Annotated in this window: 16 protein-coding genes and 1 tRNA gene; 10 read left to right on the plus strand and 7 right to left on the minus strand. The window is 71.4% G+C overall.

All coding sequences use genetic code 11. The features are described 5' to 3' along the window. The first annotated feature begins 8 nt into the window (after positions 1 to 8). From ACFE7W_RS12100 to ACFE7W_RS12115, 4 genes are read left to right on the plus strand one after another with little or no spacing between them, the layout of a single operon-like run. Positions 9 to 1,640 (plus strand): HlyD family efflux transporter periplasmic adaptor subunit, encoded by a 1,632-nt coding sequence (locus ACFE7W_RS12100; protein ID WP_375425047.1) that lies wholly within the window; start codon positions 9 to 11, stop codon positions 1,638 to 1,640. After that, positions 1,637 to 2,386: an ABC transporter ATP-binding protein gene (locus ACFE7W_RS12105; protein ID WP_375425048.1), complete on the plus strand. Its 750-nt coding sequence runs from the start codon at positions 1,637 to 1,639 to the stop codon at positions 2,384 to 2,386. The genes ACFE7W_RS12100 and ACFE7W_RS12105 overlap by 4 nt, the downstream gene beginning before the upstream one ends. Continuing rightward, positions 2,383 to 3,660, plus strand: coding sequence for an ABC transporter permease (locus ACFE7W_RS12110; RefSeq protein WP_375425049.1), 1,278 nt, complete (start codon positions 2,383 to 2,385; stop codon positions 3,658 to 3,660). The genes ACFE7W_RS12105 and ACFE7W_RS12110 overlap by 4 nt, the downstream gene beginning before the upstream one ends. Positions 3,661 to 3,692: 32 nt before the next feature. Beyond that, the gene (locus tag ACFE7W_RS12115; RefSeq protein ID WP_375425050.1) at positions 3,693 to 4,061 is read left to right on the plus strand and encodes a hypothetical protein; all 369 of its coding nucleotides are present in this window, start codon (positions 3,693 to 3,695) and stop codon (positions 4,059 to 4,061) included. Here ACFE7W_RS12115 and ACFE7W_RS12120 read toward each other — a convergent pair. Beyond that, positions 3,995 to 5,044 (minus strand): phosphotransferase, encoded by a 1,050-nt coding sequence (locus ACFE7W_RS12120; RefSeq protein ID WP_375425051.1) that lies wholly within the window; start codon positions 5,042 to 5,044, stop codon positions 3,995 to 3,997. The genes ACFE7W_RS12115 and ACFE7W_RS12120 overlap by 67 nt on opposite strands. Between ACFE7W_RS12120 and ACFE7W_RS12125 the strand changes: the two genes are divergently transcribed. Then, positions 5,009 to 5,305 carry a Dabb family protein gene (locus ACFE7W_RS12125; RefSeq protein ID WP_375425052.1) on the plus strand — a complete coding sequence of 99 codons (297 nt, stop codon included), beginning with the start codon at positions 5,009 to 5,011 and terminating at the stop codon, positions 5,303 to 5,305. The genes ACFE7W_RS12120 and ACFE7W_RS12125 overlap by 36 nt on opposite strands. Before the next feature lie 43 nt (positions 5,306 to 5,348). Then, the gene (locus ACFE7W_RS12130) at positions 5,349 to 6,677 is read left to right on the plus strand and encodes an aspartate aminotransferase family protein (RefSeq protein WP_375425053.1); all 1,329 of its coding nucleotides are present in this window, start codon (positions 5,349 to 5,351) and stop codon (positions 6,675 to 6,677) included. A 14-nt stretch (positions 6,678 to 6,691) separates the two neighbouring features. On the opposite strand, the gene ACFE7W_RS12135 is transcribed toward ACFE7W_RS12130, so the two are convergent. Further along, positions 6,692 to 6,979, minus strand: coding sequence for a hypothetical protein (locus ACFE7W_RS12135; RefSeq protein ID WP_375425054.1), 288 nt, complete (start codon positions 6,977 to 6,979; stop codon positions 6,692 to 6,694). 99 nt (positions 6,980 to 7,078) lie between these two features. On the opposite strand from ACFE7W_RS12135, the gene ACFE7W_RS12140 reads away from it, so the two are divergent. Both ACFE7W_RS12140 and ACFE7W_RS12145 read left to right on the plus strand, forming a co-directional pair. Continuing rightward, positions 7,079 to 7,852 carry a class I SAM-dependent methyltransferase gene (locus tag ACFE7W_RS12140; RefSeq protein ID WP_375425055.1) on the plus strand — a complete coding sequence of 258 codons (774 nt, stop codon included), beginning with the start codon at positions 7,079 to 7,081 and terminating at the stop codon, positions 7,850 to 7,852. Next, positions 7,849 to 8,370, plus strand: coding sequence for a putative immunity protein (locus tag ACFE7W_RS12145; protein ID WP_375425056.1), 522 nt, complete (start codon positions 7,849 to 7,851; stop codon positions 8,368 to 8,370). The genes ACFE7W_RS12140 and ACFE7W_RS12145 overlap by 4 nt, the downstream gene beginning before the upstream one ends. A gap of 36 nt (positions 8,371 to 8,406) precedes the next feature. Here the strand turns inward: ACFE7W_RS12145 and ACFE7W_RS12150 are convergent, their stop codons facing one another. Beyond that, complete coding sequence (locus tag ACFE7W_RS12150) at positions 8,407 to 10,764, minus strand: heparinase II/III family protein (RefSeq protein ID WP_375425057.1); 2,358 nt, start codon at positions 10,762 to 10,764, stop codon at positions 8,407 to 8,409. 192 nt (positions 10,765 to 10,956) lie between these two features. Here ACFE7W_RS12150 and ACFE7W_RS12155 point away from each other — a divergent pair. After that, positions 10,957 to 11,030: transfer RNA gene (locus ACFE7W_RS12155), tRNA-Pro, on the plus strand. Between the two features lie 324 nt (positions 11,031 to 11,354). Here ACFE7W_RS12155 and ACFE7W_RS12160 read toward each other — a convergent pair. Further along, entirely contained in the window at positions 11,355 to 12,206 is an 852-nt protein-coding gene (locus ACFE7W_RS12160; protein WP_375425058.1) for a hypothetical protein, read from the minus strand. A 91-nt stretch (positions 12,207 to 12,297) separates the two neighbouring features. Here ACFE7W_RS12160 and ACFE7W_RS12165 point away from each other — a divergent pair, with 91 nt between their 5' ends. Then, positions 12,298 to 13,290, plus strand: a complete 993-nt coding sequence (locus ACFE7W_RS12165) for a GNAT family N-acetyltransferase (protein WP_375425059.1) — start codon at positions 12,298 to 12,300, stop codon at positions 13,288 to 13,290. A gap of 98 nt (positions 13,291 to 13,388) precedes the next feature. Here ACFE7W_RS12165 and ACFE7W_RS12170 read toward each other — a convergent pair whose 3' ends face one another. The 3 genes from ACFE7W_RS12170 to ACFE7W_RS12180 are packed head-to-tail and all read right to left on the minus strand — an operon-like array spanning position 13,389 to position 16,068. Next, positions 13,389 to 13,916 (minus strand): hypothetical protein, encoded by a 528-nt coding sequence (locus ACFE7W_RS12170; RefSeq protein ID WP_375425060.1) that lies wholly within the window; start codon positions 13,914 to 13,916, stop codon positions 13,389 to 13,391. Between the two features lie 45 nt (positions 13,917 to 13,961). Beyond that, the gene (gene der / locus ACFE7W_RS12175; protein WP_375425061.1) at positions 13,962 to 15,314 is read right to left on the minus strand and encodes a ribosome biogenesis GTPase Der; all 1,353 of its coding nucleotides are present in this window, start codon (positions 15,312 to 15,314) and stop codon (positions 13,962 to 13,964) included. 46 nt (positions 15,315 to 15,360) lie between these two features. Continuing rightward, a complete protein-coding gene (locus tag ACFE7W_RS12180) occupies positions 15,361 to 16,068 on the minus strand; it encodes a lysophospholipid acyltransferase family protein (protein ID WP_375425062.1) in 708 nt (235 codons plus the stop codon). Between the last annotated feature and the right edge of the window lie 5 nt (positions 16,069 to 16,073).

The following is a 16,073-nucleotide window of genomic DNA, read 5'->3' on the forward strand; positions in this document are numbered from 1 at the left end:
CGGCTGCGATGAAACGGCGGACCGTCATCATCAACTCGGTGCTCGGCGTGGCCCTCCTCGGCGTCGGAGTGACGACCGCGGTGGCGGTGACCGGTGGTCGCCCTCAACAGGCGGCGACCGGCACGACGGTCGCGGTGCAGCGTGGGACGGTGACCGCGACGGTGACCGCCACGGGCAACGTCGAGGCCGGGTCGACCGTGGCGGTGGACTCCTCCGCGTCGGGCAAGGTGACCAGGATCTATGTGAAGAAGGGCCAGCAGGTCGCCAAGGGCGACAAGCTGCTGAAGATCAGCGACACCTCCGCGCGCCAGGACCTCGAGACCGCGGAGGCGACCCTCGACTCGGCCAAGGCGAGCCTGGCCACCACCGTCCAGGGCCGCTCCGCCGCAGACCAGGCGGTCGACAGCGCCGGGATCCGCAGCGCGCAGACCTCGCTGGACAACGCGCGCACCTCACTGCGCCAGGCCAGGTCCAGCCGCAAGCTGGACAAGAAGCAGCAGGACCAGCTGGTCGCCAAGGCCGACGACGCGGTCGATGAGGCCAAGAGCCAGAAGTCCGACGACGAGGACTCCTTGGCCGCGGCGAAGAAAGCGCTCGCCACCGCCCAGCAGGCTGGCGACTCGGCCGCGGTCACCAAGCAGCAGAACCTCATCACCCAGCTCCAGACGGCGCTCAGCACCGACGCATCCACGGTGACCAGTGCGGAGAGCTCGCTCACGGCCAGCAAGCAGACGCGGGACAAGACGCTGCTGGCCGACCGCCAGGCCATCGAGACCTCCGAAGGTCAGGTCACCGCCGCCTCGGACAGCCTGAGCTCGCAGCGGGCGCAGGCGGCCTCGAACCAGCAGCCGGCCCGCCAGGGCGCCATCGACTCGGCCCAGGCCCAGGTCGACAGTGCCGGGGTGGGTGTCGAGCAGGCGAGGGACGCGCTGAAGGACACCACCGTCCGGGCGCCCGTCGACGGCACGGTCGCCGATCTCACCGCGGTCGTCGGCCAGTCCTCCTCGAGCGCGGGCGGCGGCTCCGCCACCGGTGCCTCGGGAGGCAGCACCGCCGCCGCGACGACCTCCTCGACGAGTGGCAGCTCGACCTCCACCGGACTGGTGACCCTGGTCGACAACCGGGCCAGGCAGGTGACCGCGGCCGTCGCCGAGGCGGACATCGTGAAGGTGAAGAGCGGCCAGTCGGTCTCGGCGTCCTTTCCCGCCTCCGGCAAGACGCTGAAGGGCAGGGTGACTCTGGTCGCGACCGAGAGTACCGTCTCCAACAACGTCGTGCAGTATGACGTCGCGGTCTCGCTGCCCACCGCCGACTCCTCGATCCGCCTCGGCCAGACCGCCGACGTCACCATCACCACGGCCAGCCACGCCCGCGTCCTGTACGTCCCGACCAGCGCCATCACCACCAGCGGCTCCGCCACCAGCGTGACCCGGCGGGCGAACGGCAGCGACTCGCTCGTGCAGGTCCAGACCGGCCTGGTCGGCAGCAGCGGTACCGAGATCGTCCGCGGCCTGGCCGAGGGGGACCAGCTGGTCCTGCCCACCGCCAACACCGAAGGCTTCACCTTCCCCGGCTCCGGTTCCGGCTCGGGCTCCGGCTCGGCGACCCCGAGTGCCAGCAGCTCGGCGAGCCGGAGATGAGCGGGCGGGTGCGCGACGCCCCGGTCATCGACCTCCGCAACATCACCAAGACCTACGGCGAGGGCGAGACCGTGGTCCACGCCGTCGCCGGGGTCAACCTGAGCGTCGAACGCGGCGACTACGTGGCCATCATGGGCGCCTCCGGCTCGGGCAAGTCCACCCTGATGAACATCATCGGCTGCCTCGACGTCCCTACGACCGGGGTCTACCGCCTCGACGGCATCGACGTCCGGCGGCTCAGCGACCGTCAGCAGTCCAGGATCAGGAACCGCAAGATCGGATTCATCTTCCAGAGCTTCAACCTGATCGCCCGCACCAGCGCACTGCGTAACGTCGAGCTGCCGTTGGCCTACGGCGGCGTCAGCACCCGCGACCGCAAGGCCCGCGCCCAGGCGGCCCTGGCGTTGGTCGGCCTGGCCGAGCGGCTCGACCACACGCCCGCCCAGCTGTCCGGCGGGCAGCAGCAGCGCGTGGCCGTGGCCCGGGCCATCGCCACGGAGCCGGTGCTGCTGCTGGCCGACGAGCCCACCGGAGCCCTCGACAGCCGCAGCACCGAGGACGTGCTGCGCCTGTTCGACTCGCTGTCCGCGGCGGGTCGCACCATCGTGGTGATCACCCACGAGGACGAGGTCGCCAGCCACGCCAAGCGCGTGCTGCGGATGCGGGACGGCCTGGTCGAGTCCGACGAACGGCTGGCCGACGTGCACGCCGAGCCTCCGCGCTACCACGCCGAGCCGGCGGCATGAACCTCTTCGAGAGCTTCCGGTTCGCCTGGCGGGGCGTCACCGCCAACAAGGGCCGGTCCGCACTGACCATGCTCGGCGTGCTGATCGGCGTCGCCTCCGTGATCGCTCTGGTCGCCGTGGGCAACGGCGCCAGCGCCACGGTGACGAGCAGCCTCAACAGCCTCGGCTCCAACACCTTGACCGTGACCCCCGGCGCCTCGTCGGGAAGCAACCTCGGTACGCCCTTCGGCTCCGGCGGGGACGCCTCCGACACGTCCGGCACCACCAACTCGGGCACCGACATCCGGGCCGTCGAGCTCGACCTGGACGACGCTCGCGCCCTGGCGGACAAGTCGCAGGCCCCGGACGTCCTGGGCGTGGCTCCGGTGGTCAGCGCGACGTCGGTGACCGCGACCTACCGCGGGGCGTCCCACGCCGTCGGCACCATGACCGGCAGCACCGCGGCCTACCTGCTGATCAACAACGACACCGCCGCGGTCGGCCGCACGTTCACCGACTCGGACTACCTCGCCCACTCGCGGGTGGCCCTGGTCGGCCCGACCGTGGCCAAGGACCTCGTCGGCGGCGACGGCAACGCCGTCCTCGGCAGGACGATCAACCTGAACGGCAACGGCTTCACCGTGATCGGGATCCTGACCGCCAAGGGCAGCACCGGCCCCCAGGACCAGGACGACCGGATCACCGCCCCCGCCACCGCGGTCCAGGACACCCTGGCCGGCTACCAGAACCTGAGCTCCATCTCGGTCAAGGCGACCTCCGCCGAGACCACCGACGCCGCCCAGGCGGAGGTCGAGCGGATCCTCCAGGCCCGGCACGGCACCACGGAGGACGATCCGGGCTTCACGGTCTCGAACTCGGCGTCGATCCTCAGCGCGGTGAGCACCATCACGTCGACGTTCACGGTGCTGCTCGGCGCGATCGCTGGCATCTCCCTGCTGGTCGGCGGGATCGGGGTCATGAACATCATGCTGGTCACGGTCACCGAGCGCACCCGGGAGATCGGTATCCGCAAGGCGATCGGGGCCGGCCGCGGCGACATCATCACGCAGTTCCTGGTCGAGGCCGTGATGTTGTCGATGCTCGGCGGCGTGCTCGGGATCCTGCTCGGCTCGCTGGTCGGCCTGATCAAGGTGGGCACCTACCAGCCGGTGGTGTCGACGGGGTCGATCGTGCTCGCCTTCTCGTTCTCCGTCGCGATCGGCCTCATCTTCGGGCTCTACCCGGCGAACCGGGCCGCCTCGCTCAAACCCATCGACGCGCTCCGCTACGAATGAGCGCCCGCCCCGACCCGAGGATGTCGACCACGATGCCTGACTCCGGCGCCCGACCCGACGACCGACCCGAGGACCGACCCGATGACACCGTCGAGATCGGGCCCGTACCCAGCCGCGCGCGGACCGCCGACGACCCGTCCGACCCCGCTGCGGCCCCCCGGGACTCCCCCGCGACCGTGGACTTCACTGATGATGACGATGAGTTCCAGCCCGAGGCCCGGCACCGGAGCCGGGTCACGACCGGTCTGCTCGTCGCGCTGATCTTCATGGTGGGGATCCTCGTCGGCGTGCTGCTGGGCCGGGTGCTCAGCCCGGCCCCCGCCGCTCAGACCGTCTACGTCCTCGAGGACCCGGGCACGGCCTCGGCCTCGGCCGCGGCCTCACCGTCCGGGGCGCGCTGACCGCGTACCTCCCGCCCGCCCCGGCGAACGGCCGGCTGCTGATCTCGGCGAGGGGCTGTCGCCCGTTCTCCCCTCACGTTCCCTGAGCCGGCAGCCTCAGCTGAGGCTGTGCCGGTCAGGATCGTGTAGCGATGTGCCGCGAGTATGCGGCAGATCGCTACACGATCTTCGCGGAGCCGTCGAGGAGCTGGGTCATCAGCCCGCCGTGGCGACCAGGCGGCGCAGCAAAGCCGCGGCAGGCGGGCCCCAGCTGGCCTTGCCGCCCGGACGGCCGTGCACACCCGCGTCTCCGATGAGCAGGCAGGCGAGGGCTCGCAGCACCGCCCAGCCGCGGGACCTGCCCAGTCGGGTGCGGCGCCCGCATCCTTCCAGACCGCGCGGGCGCCGTCGGGGTCCGGGACCAGGCCCAGCTCGCTCGCCATCTCAAGCTGATACGGAAAGCCGTCGGCCTGCCCGGCCAACGGACCACCTCGGCTGCGACCGCTCGGCGCGCCGGCGGAAGCCGGGCGGTGCAGGGCGGTCAGGAACGCGGCCAGGCTGTCGGCCGCCTCCGTTCCGCGGGTCGCGGGCGCCCGGTCCCCGGGCTCGCCGGGCACCCAGGTGGTGACGAGCCAGGGTCTCGGGAAGCGCCAGGTCGGCTCCCCCAGCCGCTGCGGCACCGGGACGGGCAGCGGGAGGAGCGGCGCCAGGGCGGGCAGCCAGGCGAACTCCTTGCGGAGCAGATCGTCCGCCGACGCGGTCGCCCAGGGCAGCCGGACGGCCAGGTCGTCGCCCAACCGCCACAGCTGGTTGTCCCAGCCGCGTGCGCCGAGCCTGATGGTCTGCTCGGCGAGGTCCGGGTGCTGGTCCCGCAGCAGGTCGCGGACCAGCTCCGCGGTCACCTCGGGTCCGGCGCGGCTCACGGGCAGCAACGGTAGCGGCCGTTCAGGGATCGATACCCTGGCCCGATGATCCGGCACACCGTCGCCTTCACCCTCGTGCATGCCCACGGCTCCGCAGAGGAGCAGGACTTCCTGACCGCCGGACCCCAGCTCCTTCGGGCGATCCCGGGCGTGGTCGACTTCACGGTCTCGCGACAGGTCAGCCCGAAGAGCAGCTACCGGTTCCAGTTCGCCATGACCTTCGCCGACCCCGACGGCTACGCCGCCTACAACGACCACCCCGACCACCGGCGTTTCGTCGGCACCCGCTGGGCGGAGGAGGTCAGCGCGTTCGAGGAGCTGGACTTCACGAGCTACCCCTGAGATCTCCTGGGTCGCCGCCGCCCGGACTCAGTAGCGTGGCGCCATGACGGTTGACCCCACGACCAGCTTCTGGGCCGACGCCGAACGGCATCTGGTGCGCTACGGCGGCTCGTTCACCCCCGAGATCATCGACCACGCGCTGGGCAGCTACGTCTTCACCGAGTCCGGACGCAAGATCCTGGACTTCACGTCCGGGCAGATGAGCGCGATCCTCGGTCACTCCCACCCCGACATCGTCGAGACGGTCCAGCGCGAGGTCGGCCGCCTCGACCACCTCTTCAGCGGGATGCTGTCCCGGCCGGTCGTCGACCTCGCCCGCCGGCTGGCCGGCTCGCTGCCCGAGCCGCTCGAGAAGGCGCTGCTGCTGACCACCGGGGCCGAGTCGAACGAGGCGGCCCTCCGGCTGGCCAAGCTCGTCACCGGACGGCACGAGATCGTCTCCTTCGCCCACTCCTGGCACGGGATGACCCAGGGCGCCGCGTCCGCGACCTACAGCGCCGGCCGGAAGGGCTACGGCCCGGCGGTGGTCGGCAGCCTGGCGATCCCCACCCCGAACGCCTACCGGCCCGACTTCCTCACCTCTGAGGGTCAGCACGACTGGCGCAGGCAGCTGGACGTCGCCTTCGACCTCGTCGACGCCCAGTCGGTCGGGAGCCTCGCGGCCTGCCTGGTGGAGCCGATCCTCAGCTCCGGCGGGGTCGTGGAACTGCCCCTCGGCTACCTCGCCGCACTCAAGGTGAAGTGCGAGGAGCGCGGCATGCTGCTCATCCTCGACGAGGCGCAGACCGGGCTGTGCCGGACAGGTACCTGGTACGCGTTCGAGCGCGACGGCGTCGTCCCCGACATCATCACGCTCTCGAAAACTCTCGGGGCGGGGCTGCCGCTGGCCGCCGTCGTGACCAGCGCCGAGATCGAGGAGGAGGCGCACGCCCGCGGCTTCCTCTTCTTCACCACCCACGTCTCCGACCCGCTCGTCGCCGCCGTGGGGAACACCGTCCTCGACGTCCTCGAGCGCGACCACCTCGACCAGCGGGCCGAGAAGCTCGGTCTCGTCCTGCAGCAGGGACTGCTCGCGATCCAGAGCCGGCACAACGTCGTCGGCGACGTCCGGGGACGCGGGCTGCTGCAGGGGCTGGAGCTGGTGGTCGACCGGGCGACCCCGCAGGGCTCGGACCGGCTCGGAGCGCTGGTGACCAGCCGCTGCCTCGAGCTGGGCCTGCACATGAACGTCGTCCAGCTCCCCGGTATGGGCGGCATCTTCCGGATCGCTCCCCCGCTGACCGCCACCGAGTCCGAGCTCGGAGAGGGCCTGGACATCCTCGACCAGGCCATCGGCGACTGCGCCGATCGGTCCTCGGCCGTAGAAGGCTGAGGCCGAGCCAGTGGTCACCGCCAGCTGCTGAGCGTCCGACCGTCGAAGCTTCGGCACCGGTACGTCGGGTCCTTTGACTCCGTCACCAGCGGGTTGGGCTCGTGGGGCGCTGCCGTCTGCACCGATCCGGCCCGGGCCCGGCAGGCCGCCTGCCAGTCCGCGAGCCGTTGCGCCGACGTGAGCCGCAGGCCGACGAGAGTGGCGGCGACCATGACGACGACGACGAGTCCGGCGACCACGGCGGTCTTGTGCGCCCTGGTCCAACCCCGTCCCGCGGCCCGGGTCGGTGCCGAAACACGCATGAGCCCTCCCGGTCGACGCTTCGGGCAGCGTACCTCCGGCCAGCACTGGGCCACCGCCCCACGAGCGGGCAGCTCCTGGAGGGCTGCGACAGTGGGAGCGTGTCCGACAGCACGGTCCAGGCGAATCGCGCGGTGTGGGAGCTGGCGTCGGCGAAGCACGTCCGCGAGTACGACGACCTGCTGGCGCAGGCCCGCTCGGGTCCGGCGCTGACCGCGGTCGAGCTAGAGCTGCTCGGTCCCCTCCTGCGGCAGCGGCCGGCGGTGGTGCATCTGCAGAGCGGTCAGGGCCTGGACGACATCGCCCTCACCCACGCCGGCGCGAGCGGAGTCATCGGCGTCGACTACAGCGTCGTGGCGGCCACGTCAGCCGCCCGTCGAGCCAGCGAGCTCGGACTGCCGTGCGCGTACGTGGTGGCTCAGCTGCCGCCGGCGCCGCTCCGTGACGGCTGCGCCGACCTCGTCTACACCGGCAAGGGCGCCCTGATCTGGATCCCGGACCTCCAGTCGTGGGCCGACGACGTGTTCCGGCTGCTGGAGCCCGGTGGTCGCCTGTTCGTGCACGAGGCGCATCCGATGGTGCCGCTGTACCGCTGGGACGCCGACGCCGCCAGGCTCCGACCCGACCGCAGCTACTTCGACCGGCAGCACGTCAACGACACCTTCCCCGCTCGCGGTGCCGTCGAGTGGCAGTGGACGCTCGGAGACCTGGTCACCGCGGTCGTCCGCGCGGGGCTCCGGATCGAGGAGCTGCGGGAGCACCCCGAGCCGTTCTGGCGCCCGGGCGACGTCGAGGCGGCGGTTTGGGACGGCCGGCTCCCCAACACGTTCAGCCTGCTCGCCAGACGACCACTAGCCCTGGCCGATCAGCCATGATCCTGCCCGAGGTCCGCGACCCCCGCCTGGTCACCGTCAGACGCGGCGGCAGCCTCACCGACGCCGACCACCGGCTGCTCGCGCTCTGGGCCGCCGCGTGCGCCGAGCACGTCCTGCCCCTCGTCGAGGCTGCGCTCGCGGCCGACCCGCGGCCCCGGCTGGCGATCGAGGCGACCCGAGCCTGGGTCCGCGGCGAGCTACCGATGATGACCGTCCGCTCTCTCGGCGGGCACGCCATGGGTGCCGCCCGGCCGTTGCGCGGCGCAGCCCGTTTCGCCGCCTACGCCGCCGGCCAGGCTGCGTGCGTCGCCCACGTCCCCGAGCACGACCTGGGAGCGGCCGCCTACGCCGTCAAGGCCGTCCAGTCCGCTGCGCCGGCTGCCGGGTCCGAGCAGGCCCGCCGGGCCGAGTGCGCCTGGCAACGAGCTCAGCTGCCCGCCCAGGTGCGCGACCTCGTCCTCGAGGACCAGCACCGCCGCAACGCTCTCTGCTGGTCGGTCTTCGACGACGTCTGCTGACCGTCCCTCGGCTCGGGACGCTCAGCTGAGGACGCCTCAGCTCAAGACAATGGTGTGCTGGCCGTTGGGAATGGTCACCGTGAGGCCGCCGGCGACCGCCGTGGCGGGGACCCTGGTGCCGTCCACGGTGACCCTGCTGACGCCGGGGCGGCGAAAGGTCACGACGCTGGGGACCCGAGCCGCCACACTGCCGGACTTGCCGCGCATGTGGACCGACACCGCGTGGTCGGCGATGACGCCCTGTCCGTCTCCACCGTCGAAGGCCCGTCCCCGGCGGATGAAGTAGAAGCTCGTCTTGCCGCTGTGCCGACGGAAGACGGCAGCATCGGCGGTGAGCGTGGCGCCACCGACGGAGACCGTCCGGCCGCCGGCGGCGACCGCGTAGTCCCGGTACGCGCCCTGGGTGACCCGGGCGCCGCTGTAGCCCGATCCGGAGAGCCGCGCGAGGGCGGGTTTGGCGTGCTTCGCGTCGTGCGGGACCAGCACCGTGACCACCTGCCGACGTCCGGCCGAGTTGGTGGTGAAGCGGGCGTCGAGCGAGCGGGCGACGATGCTCTGGTCCCAGCCCGCGATCACGGCCTTCGACACCGTGGTCCGGTCGGGCTTCGTGCCGAGGAAGATCGACAGGTAGGTGGGGGTGGACTTCCGGCGCTCGACGGACCACCGGTACTCCCGACCCGGGGCGACGGTGGTCACGGCGGCCGACGCCGGGTGGAGGTAGACGTCGACCGACCGGTCCGCCGGTGCGCCGCGCACGTCGTCGAGGGAGAGGAAGTAGCCGTTCTTCTTGTCCTGGGGCTGAACCATCAAGAAGCTGCGGACGTGGACGGCCTTCCCCCGGTAGATCCTGTCCCCGACGCCGCTGGCGTAGTCGAGTCCGTTGCCGGTCAGGTAGTCGGTCACCCCGTCGCCGGCGGCGGTGAGGTGGTTCGCGCCGCCGAGGACGACGGTGTTGCTGGAGCTCGCCGTGCTGTGGATCTTGCTCCACGACGCACCCAGCGCCCCCTTGCCGTAGCCGTTGTACCCGGAGTTGAGCAGCAGCGCTTCGCCGTAGCCGGCGAGGTAGAGGGCGTTGACCTCACGGTGCATGTGGGCCGTCACCTGCGCCGAGGTGATCCGCGGGTTCCACATCGCCCCCATCAACGCATCGCTGGACACGCTCTGCTGCTGCCAGAACGCCGCCCCGCTCGCCGGCCAGGCGCGACTCAGCGGACCACTCGGTGTGACAGGCGCCGCCTTGGTCACGCTGTAGCTGAGCAGGTCGTCCGGCATCGTGTCGATGCCGGCCGTGATGTGCCGAGCGGCGCTGGCCGCTGCCCGGGGTGAGAACCGGCCGGCCGCGAAGACCGCCGTCTCGGGCTTGAAGGTGTTCAGGTCCCGACCCAGCACGCCGGAGTCGCCGAACCCGACCATGCCGTTGAACGGTCCGTACGCGAACCCCATCAGCCATTCCATGAAGCTCTGGATGGTCGGGTCGGCGTAGTACGTCGGGTCGACCTTGGTGTGTTCGGCGACGTAGAGGTAGCCCTGCTTGGCGGTGCGCTCCCCGCCGTTGCGGGCCAGCGCGTACTCGGTACCGTCCTTGAAGGCGCCGTCGGGAGTGAGCCAGTCGAGGTACTGCTGGTGGTACTGCTGGGCCGCCAGGGTGCGGCGCCGGACGTCGCCCTGGTAGGTCGCCCAGATCGCCCGGGCTCCGTACGTCGCCGTCCCCCAGCCGCGGTTGGCAGCCCAGTACCACTCCGCCACGCTGTCCAGCGTCGACTCATAACGGGCGAGCGTGGACGTCGAGAGGTCGTCGTGCATGACGTCGAGGGCGAGCACCGAGTTGAAGTAGCCGCTCGAGGGCGGCACCACCTGGCTCCACCGGTTCTTGCTCTTCGGATACTCCCGCTTCATCTGCTTCAACACGGCCGGCCAGGCGTCGAGCACCACCGCCATCCGGCGGCGGTAGGTGGGCCGCTCCTTCGCGTCGAGCACGTACATCAGCGAGCAGGCGCCCATGATGTCGCGGATCCGGATGCCCTTGGCCGTGATGGTGGCCCGTGAGGAGTAGGAGAGCCCGGCGCAGTCGTGCGCCGCCTGGGTCTTCATGCCCAGCCACGGGTACCGCTTGGCCCGCGCCCGCAGGCCCGCGTACTCGCTCTTCTTGACGATGAGGAAGGGGTGACTGGTCACCGCGAGCGCGTCGGCGGCGAGGGGGTCCGTCGGCGCGGCCGGGACCGTTGAGTCCGACGGCACCGTCGGGTCGTCGGCCCACGCGACGACGGGTCCTCGGGCGGCGAGCATCGACGACAGCAGGGTGACCGTGAGCAGGACGGCCAGCCACCGGCGAACGCGCGGCCGGGACGACCCGTACCTGGTCGGGGCGTCCGGCGTCCGCCACGGTTCACGCATCCGAAGCTCCGTTTCTCAGATCCCGAGTCGAGTCGCTGCTGGAACAGTCTCGGTGAGGATTCGGAGTCGCGCTGCCACCGGGAAAAACCTGCCCTGACGGTCGTCTCGACCGGCCGTGCCGATTCCGGTCCGGAGCGTGTCGTGCAGTAGAGTCAGTCCTCGTGGTCGCGCCGCTCCGGTGGCCGACCTGAGCGGGCTGTGGCGCAGCTTGGTAGCGCACCTGACTGGGGGTCAGGGGGTCGCAGGTTCAAATCCTGTCAGCCCGACCGGCATCGTGCCTGGTCAGAGAATGATGACGAGGACGCGGACGTGGGCCCGGTTCTCGTCTCCGACTGAGCTGCCGCGCTGAGGCCGCCGATCACCGGTGGGTGCTTCCGGCGCGGTCGTGAACCCTCGAGAGCAGCATGTCTGTTCAGGCTGTGGCGTGGCGTTGCGGCTCGTCGTGCGGATGGCCGTCGCCTCGAGCCGAGCTGGATCGGGGTCGGCGGGCTCGTCGACGACAGGACTGCGAAAGCGGTCAGGTTGGGCTCGATCAGTCTGGGAACCGGGCACGGCAGGTGCGAGGACCTGCCGCCGGCCGAGCGCGGCGCTCAGACTGGGGAACCTCCAGGGAGCCACTCGAGCAGCTCGAAGGCTTCGCCCGTGGTGGGGAGCTCGCCCAGCAGGGGCCGGAAGTGGGGGTCGGTGTCGTGACCGTCGAACGTGGCGGCCTGCACGCCGGCTGCGGCGAGGGACAGCAGACTGGCCCGCACGCAGGCCCGGAGAAGATCGAGTCCGAGCGGTTCGACCGGGCTACGGCACTCGGCCACGATGACGGCGTCGCCCTCGTCGAGGAACACGTACGAGCCGGCGAGCACCGTAGAGGTGGCGACCAGCCGGGTGTGATCGAGGCTGATGTCGGTCCTGAACCCAGCCAGCAGCGGTTCCTCGAACCCTGCGGCGACCGGCGACCAGCTGGCGTGGACCCAGGCGTACGTGTCGACCCAGGCGCGCTCCAGCTCGTGCCTCGGGACCTCTGCGCCAGGCACCACGAGCACCTCACCGGTACGCAGCCCGAGGGCGTCGGAAGTGGCCACCGTCTCGGGCGGGCAGGTCTGGTAGGGACGAGCGCCCAGATGCCGGGCGAACGAGACCGCCTCGGCCGAGACGTACCCGCGGGTGCACAACGGCTTGTCCTCGGCCCGCAGCTCGACGAGGTGACCGAGCATCTGCCGGCCGTACCCCCGGTGCCGTGAGCCGGGCGCGACGATGACCTCCGTCCAGTACCGGCTCGCGTGCACCCGGCTGGTGAAGATGCGCCCGACCACGACCAGCTCGTCCCCGGCCCAGCCGCCGGCCGCACGGGTCGACTCGTCACGCCAGCGGTCCGGCCGGAGATCTTCCTGCTGCAACCAGACGGGCGCCGCCTCGACGACCGGGCGAGTCAGCGGTCGGCACTGCACAGGGCCAGCATGACAGCCCGCAGCCGGCTGGACAGCCGGCGGGGCCGTTACTGAGGCGACAGCTGCGTCGCGGTCATGCTTGGCTGGGCCGATGTTGCGGATCGCGCCGGTGGACGCCGACGATGACGGCCAGTTCGCCGCCTGGTACTCGGCGTTGCGCACCGGCGCAGCCGCGGGGCGGCACGCGCCGGTCGTCGTGTCGGCCACCGCCCTGCGTTCCCAGCTGCTCCACCAGACCCGCGCTGTCCGCTACGCCTTCGGCGCCTTCGACGAGGACCGGTGCCTGGGCACAGCCCTCCTGGAACGAGACACCGAGCACAACAGCCACCTGGGCGAAGTCGACGTCAACGTGCCGCCCGAGCACCGTCGGCAAGGCATCGGCACCCTGCTGCTCCACGAGCTGTCCGAGATCGCAGCCGAGATGGGACTGACGACCCTGCTCGGTGAGACCGCAGCCGTGGGCGAGACCTCACCCGGTCTCACCTTCGCCCGCGGCCATGGATTCCACAGCGTCCACACCGAAGACCGGCACGTCCTGAACCTCCCGCTGCCCCCGAGCCGACTGGCCGAGCTCGCCCGGACCGGCGACGCGGCTGAGCACGGCTACTCCGTCTCCTCCTGGTCCGGCCCGACCCCTGCCGACCAGCTGACGGCGCTGGAGACCCGCATGAACGCGGAGGTACCCACCGGTAACGTCGACTCCGACCCGGAGGAGGTCACGCCGAACGTCCTGCTGGCCCGCGACCACCGCCTCCGGGAGCGCGGATACCTGTCGCTGGTCGCTCTCGTCACCACCGCCGGCGGGAACCCGGCTGGATACACCCAGCTCCTGGTCCACGGCGACGACCCCACCAACGCCGTCCAGGACGACACGTACGTGCTCACCCGCCACCGGGGACACCGCATCAGCGCCTGGCTCAAGTCCGTCAACCTAGCCGCCCTGCAGGCGAGCAGTCCCGCCGTCCGTTACGTCCACAGCTGGACCGACGGAACCAACAACGCCATGCAGACCATCAACGCTCAGTTCGGGTTTCGGGCCGTCGACGTCATGCACGAGGTGCAGCGGGGCGGGCGCCAGAGCTGACCACTCCGCTGTCAGTTCGACGAAGGAGGTTCGATCAGGCCGACTACTCAACGTGGGGCGGCCATCCCTCCCGTCATCGCCCCGCTCGAGAGACCGGTTCAGGTGCTCTGGGGGCGTGAGCCGCGGCACTCGAAGCTGGCTGAGCGGGTGGTCTCGAGCACGGCCCGACGCGTGAGCGGCAGGGCGGCGGCCGGCGACGTGAGCTCGGTCCACGTTCGCTCGTACGGAGGGCTGACGGTCCGGACCTCGCGCCACGGCCGCCCTCGCCAGGTGTAGATCTTGATCGTGAAGATGGACTGTAGGAGATCGGCGAGGATGTCGATCGTCTCCGCTTCCCAGCCGTCGGGCCGCCCGGGCCGGGTGGAGTACGCCTCGTCGTGGCCCATCACGCCGTAGAAGTTGACCCAGCCGTCGCTCAGGACGAACTGGATCTCCATCCACGGCTCGGTGTCGTGCCGGAGCTTCACCCAGGTCTCACCGCCCTCGCGTTCGACGACCTGGTCGGCCGGGTCGAGTCGACGTGGCGACAGCTTGTCCAGGAGGTCGCTGACACCGAGGACGACCCGCCGTTGGGCTTCGGAGGCACCGCTGAGGTCATAGCGGCCGAACCACGCAGTCACAGCCACCGTCGCGGAGCAGGACCGTTGGGTCCTCGGTGAGACCTCACCGGTTCAGGACCGGTCGCGGCGCTTCTCCCGGGCCCGGACCTCGACGTGGACGGGGGTGCCGACGAAACCGAACTCCTCGCGCAGCCGCCGCTCGACGAAGCGGACGTAGGGGGCGTCGATCTGGCCGGAGGTGAACAGCACGAACGTGGGCGGCCCGGCCTGGGCCTGGGTGCCGAAGAGGATCCGGGGCTGCTTGCCGCCGCGGACCGGGTGCGGGTGCGCGGCCACGATCCGGCCGAGGAAAGCGTTCAGCTTGCCGGTGGAGACGCGCGTCTCCCAGCCGTTGATGGCCTCCTCGATGGCCGGGCCGAGGCGGTCGACGTGCCGGCCGGAGAGGGCCGAGATGTTGATGTGGCTGGCCCAGCCGAACTGGACGAGGTCGCGCTCGATCTCGCGGTCGAGGTAGCGGCGCCGCTCCTCATCGGTCAGGTCCCACTTGTTGAAGGCGATGACCAGGGCGCGGCCGGCCTCCTCGACGGAGGTGAGGATGCGCAGGTCCTGCTCGGTCACCGGCTCGCTCGCGTCCACCACCACCACGCAGACCTCGGCCCGTTCGATAGCGCCGTGGGTACGCAGCGAGGCGTAGTACTCGTGCCCGGACGCCTCCTTGACCCGTCGCCGGATGCCGGCCGTGTCGATGAAGCGGTAGATGGTGCCGTCGACCTCGACGAGCTCGTCGACCGGGTCCACGGTGGTGCCGGCGACGTTGTCGACGACGACGCGCTGCTGCCGGGCCACCTTGTTCAGCAGGCTGGACTTGCCGACGTTCGGCTTGCCCACGATCGCGACCCGGCGCGGACCGCGCTCCACCTCGGGGGTCTCGCGCGGCGCGTCGGGGATGGCGCCGAGGATGGCGTCCAGCAGGTCACCGCTCCCCCGGCCGTGCAGGGCCGAGACCGGGAACGGCTCCCCCAGCCCGAGGTTCCACATGCCGGCCGCCTCGGCCTCGCTGCGCTGGTCGTCGACCTTGTTGGCTGCCAGCACCACCGGCTTGCCGCTGCGGCGCAGGATCTGGACCACGGCCTCGTCGACGTCCTGGGTGCCGACGGTCGCGTCGACCACGAAGAGCACCGCGTCGGCGGAGGCGATGGCCAGCTCGGCCTGCTCGGCGATCTGCGCGGCCATGCCCTTGGCGTCGGGCGCCCAGCCGCCGGTGTCGACCAGCACGAAGGACTTGCCGTTCCACTCCGCGTCGTAGGAGACGCGGTCGCGGGTCACGCCGGGCACGTCCTGGACGACGGCTTCGCGGCGTCCGATGATCCGGTTGACCAGGGTCGACTTGCCGACGTTCGGGCGGCCGACGACGGCCACCACGGGCAGGATCGGCGCCGCCTCGACGGCCACGGTGTCACTCATGTTCTCTACAGTTCTGTTGTCGTCCGGGACGCCGGCGGGAGCTCCCTCAAGGTTTCGGCGGCCCGGGCAAGGGTAGCCCGGTCAGCCCCTGGGCAGCGACCACGTGCTCGGCCAGCCGGCGGCGGAGCTCCTCGGTGGCATCGGCCACGGCCGCCCGGGTCCGCGGCCAGGGCGTCAGCGGCAGGGTGAACGGCTCCCCGTAGACGACGTGCACCGGGGAGCGTCGGTGCGGGAGCGCGTTACGGCCCTGGCCGGGCTCGCGGGTGCCGAGAAGGGCGACCGGGACGACCGACGCCCCCGTCACCATGGCGAGGTAGGCGGCGCCGCCGCGGGCGTACGCGACCTCGCCGCCGGTCCGGCGGCCCTCGGGGAAGACGGCCAGCACCTTGCCGGCCCGTAGCACCTGCACCGCCCGACCGATGGCGCGGCCGTCAGGGACCCGGCGGTTCACCGGGAGCTGACCGACGTAGGTGAGGAGCCGTCCGCCGAGGCCGGAGAAGAGCTCGACCTTGGCGATGGTGAAGGTCCTCCGCCGGGTCACCGCGACCAGCGCAGGTCCGTCGAGCACGCCGAGGTGGTTCGCGGCCAGGATGACGGGTCCGCGGTCCGGGACGTGCTCCCGGCCGTGCACCCGCACCCGCCACCAGCTGTGCAGCAACAACCTGACCGGTACCCGGAAGAGCCGCAACCCCCACTCCTTGGCCGGCGGCAGGTCCGCGGTGTGCGGGAGATCCGGGCTCACCCCGTTGATCATGCGCA

Origin of the sequence: uncultured Friedmanniella sp. (genome assembly GCF_964244285.1) — a bacterium.
Lineage (GTDB): Bacteria > Actinomycetota > Actinomycetes > Propionibacteriales > Propionibacteriaceae > Microlunatus.

What these genes read in the sequence shown, in the direction of transcription:
- ACFE7W_RS12110 (WP_375425049.1), top strand. Translation starts at nt 2,383, where the DNA reads ATGAACCTCTTCGAGAGCTTCCGGTTCGCCTGGCGGGGCGTCACCGCC.
- ACFE7W_RS12125 (WP_375425052.1), top strand. Translation starts at nt 5,009, where the DNA reads ATGATCCGGCACACCGTCGCCTTCACCCTCGTGCATGCCCACGGCTCC.
- ACFE7W_RS12120 (WP_375425051.1), bottom strand. Translation starts at nt 5,044, where the DNA reads ATGCACGAGGGTGAAGGCGACGGTGTGCCGGATCATCGGGCCAGGGTA.
- ACFE7W_RS12135 (WP_375425054.1), bottom strand. Translation starts at nt 6,979, where the DNA reads ATGCGTGTTTCGGCACCGACCCGGGCCGCGGGACGGGGTTGGACCAGG.
- ACFE7W_RS12105 (WP_375425048.1), top strand. Translation starts at nt 1,637, where the DNA reads ATGAGCGGGCGGGTGCGCGACGCCCCGGTCATCGACCTCCGCAACATC.
- ACFE7W_RS12150 (WP_375425057.1), bottom strand. Translation starts at nt 10,764, where the DNA reads ATGCGTGAACCGTGGCGGACGCCGGACGCCCCGACCAGGTACGGGTCG.
- ACFE7W_RS12100 (WP_375425047.1), top strand. Translation starts at nt 9, where the DNA reads ATGAAACGGCGGACCGTCATCATCAACTCGGTGCTCGGCGTGGCCCTC.
- ACFE7W_RS12145 (WP_375425056.1), top strand. Translation starts at nt 7,849, where the DNA reads ATGATCCTGCCCGAGGTCCGCGACCCCCGCCTGGTCACCGTCAGACGC.
- ACFE7W_RS12115 (WP_375425050.1), top strand. Translation starts at nt 3,693, where the DNA reads ATGCCTGACTCCGGCGCCCGACCCGACGACCGACCCGAGGACCGACCC.
- der (WP_375425061.1), bottom strand. Translation starts at nt 15,314, where the DNA reads ATGAGTGACACCGTGGCCGTCGAGGCGGCGCCGATCCTGCCCGTGGTG.
- ACFE7W_RS12180 (WP_375425062.1), bottom strand. Translation starts at nt 16,068, where the DNA reads ATGATCAACGGGGTGAGCCCGGATCTCCCGCACACCGCGGACCTGCCG.
- ACFE7W_RS12130 (WP_375425053.1), top strand. Translation starts at nt 5,349, where the DNA reads ATGACGGTTGACCCCACGACCAGCTTCTGGGCCGACGCCGAACGGCAT.
- ACFE7W_RS12165 (WP_375425059.1), top strand. Translation starts at nt 12,298, where the DNA reads ATGTTGCGGATCGCGCCGGTGGACGCCGACGATGACGGCCAGTTCGCC.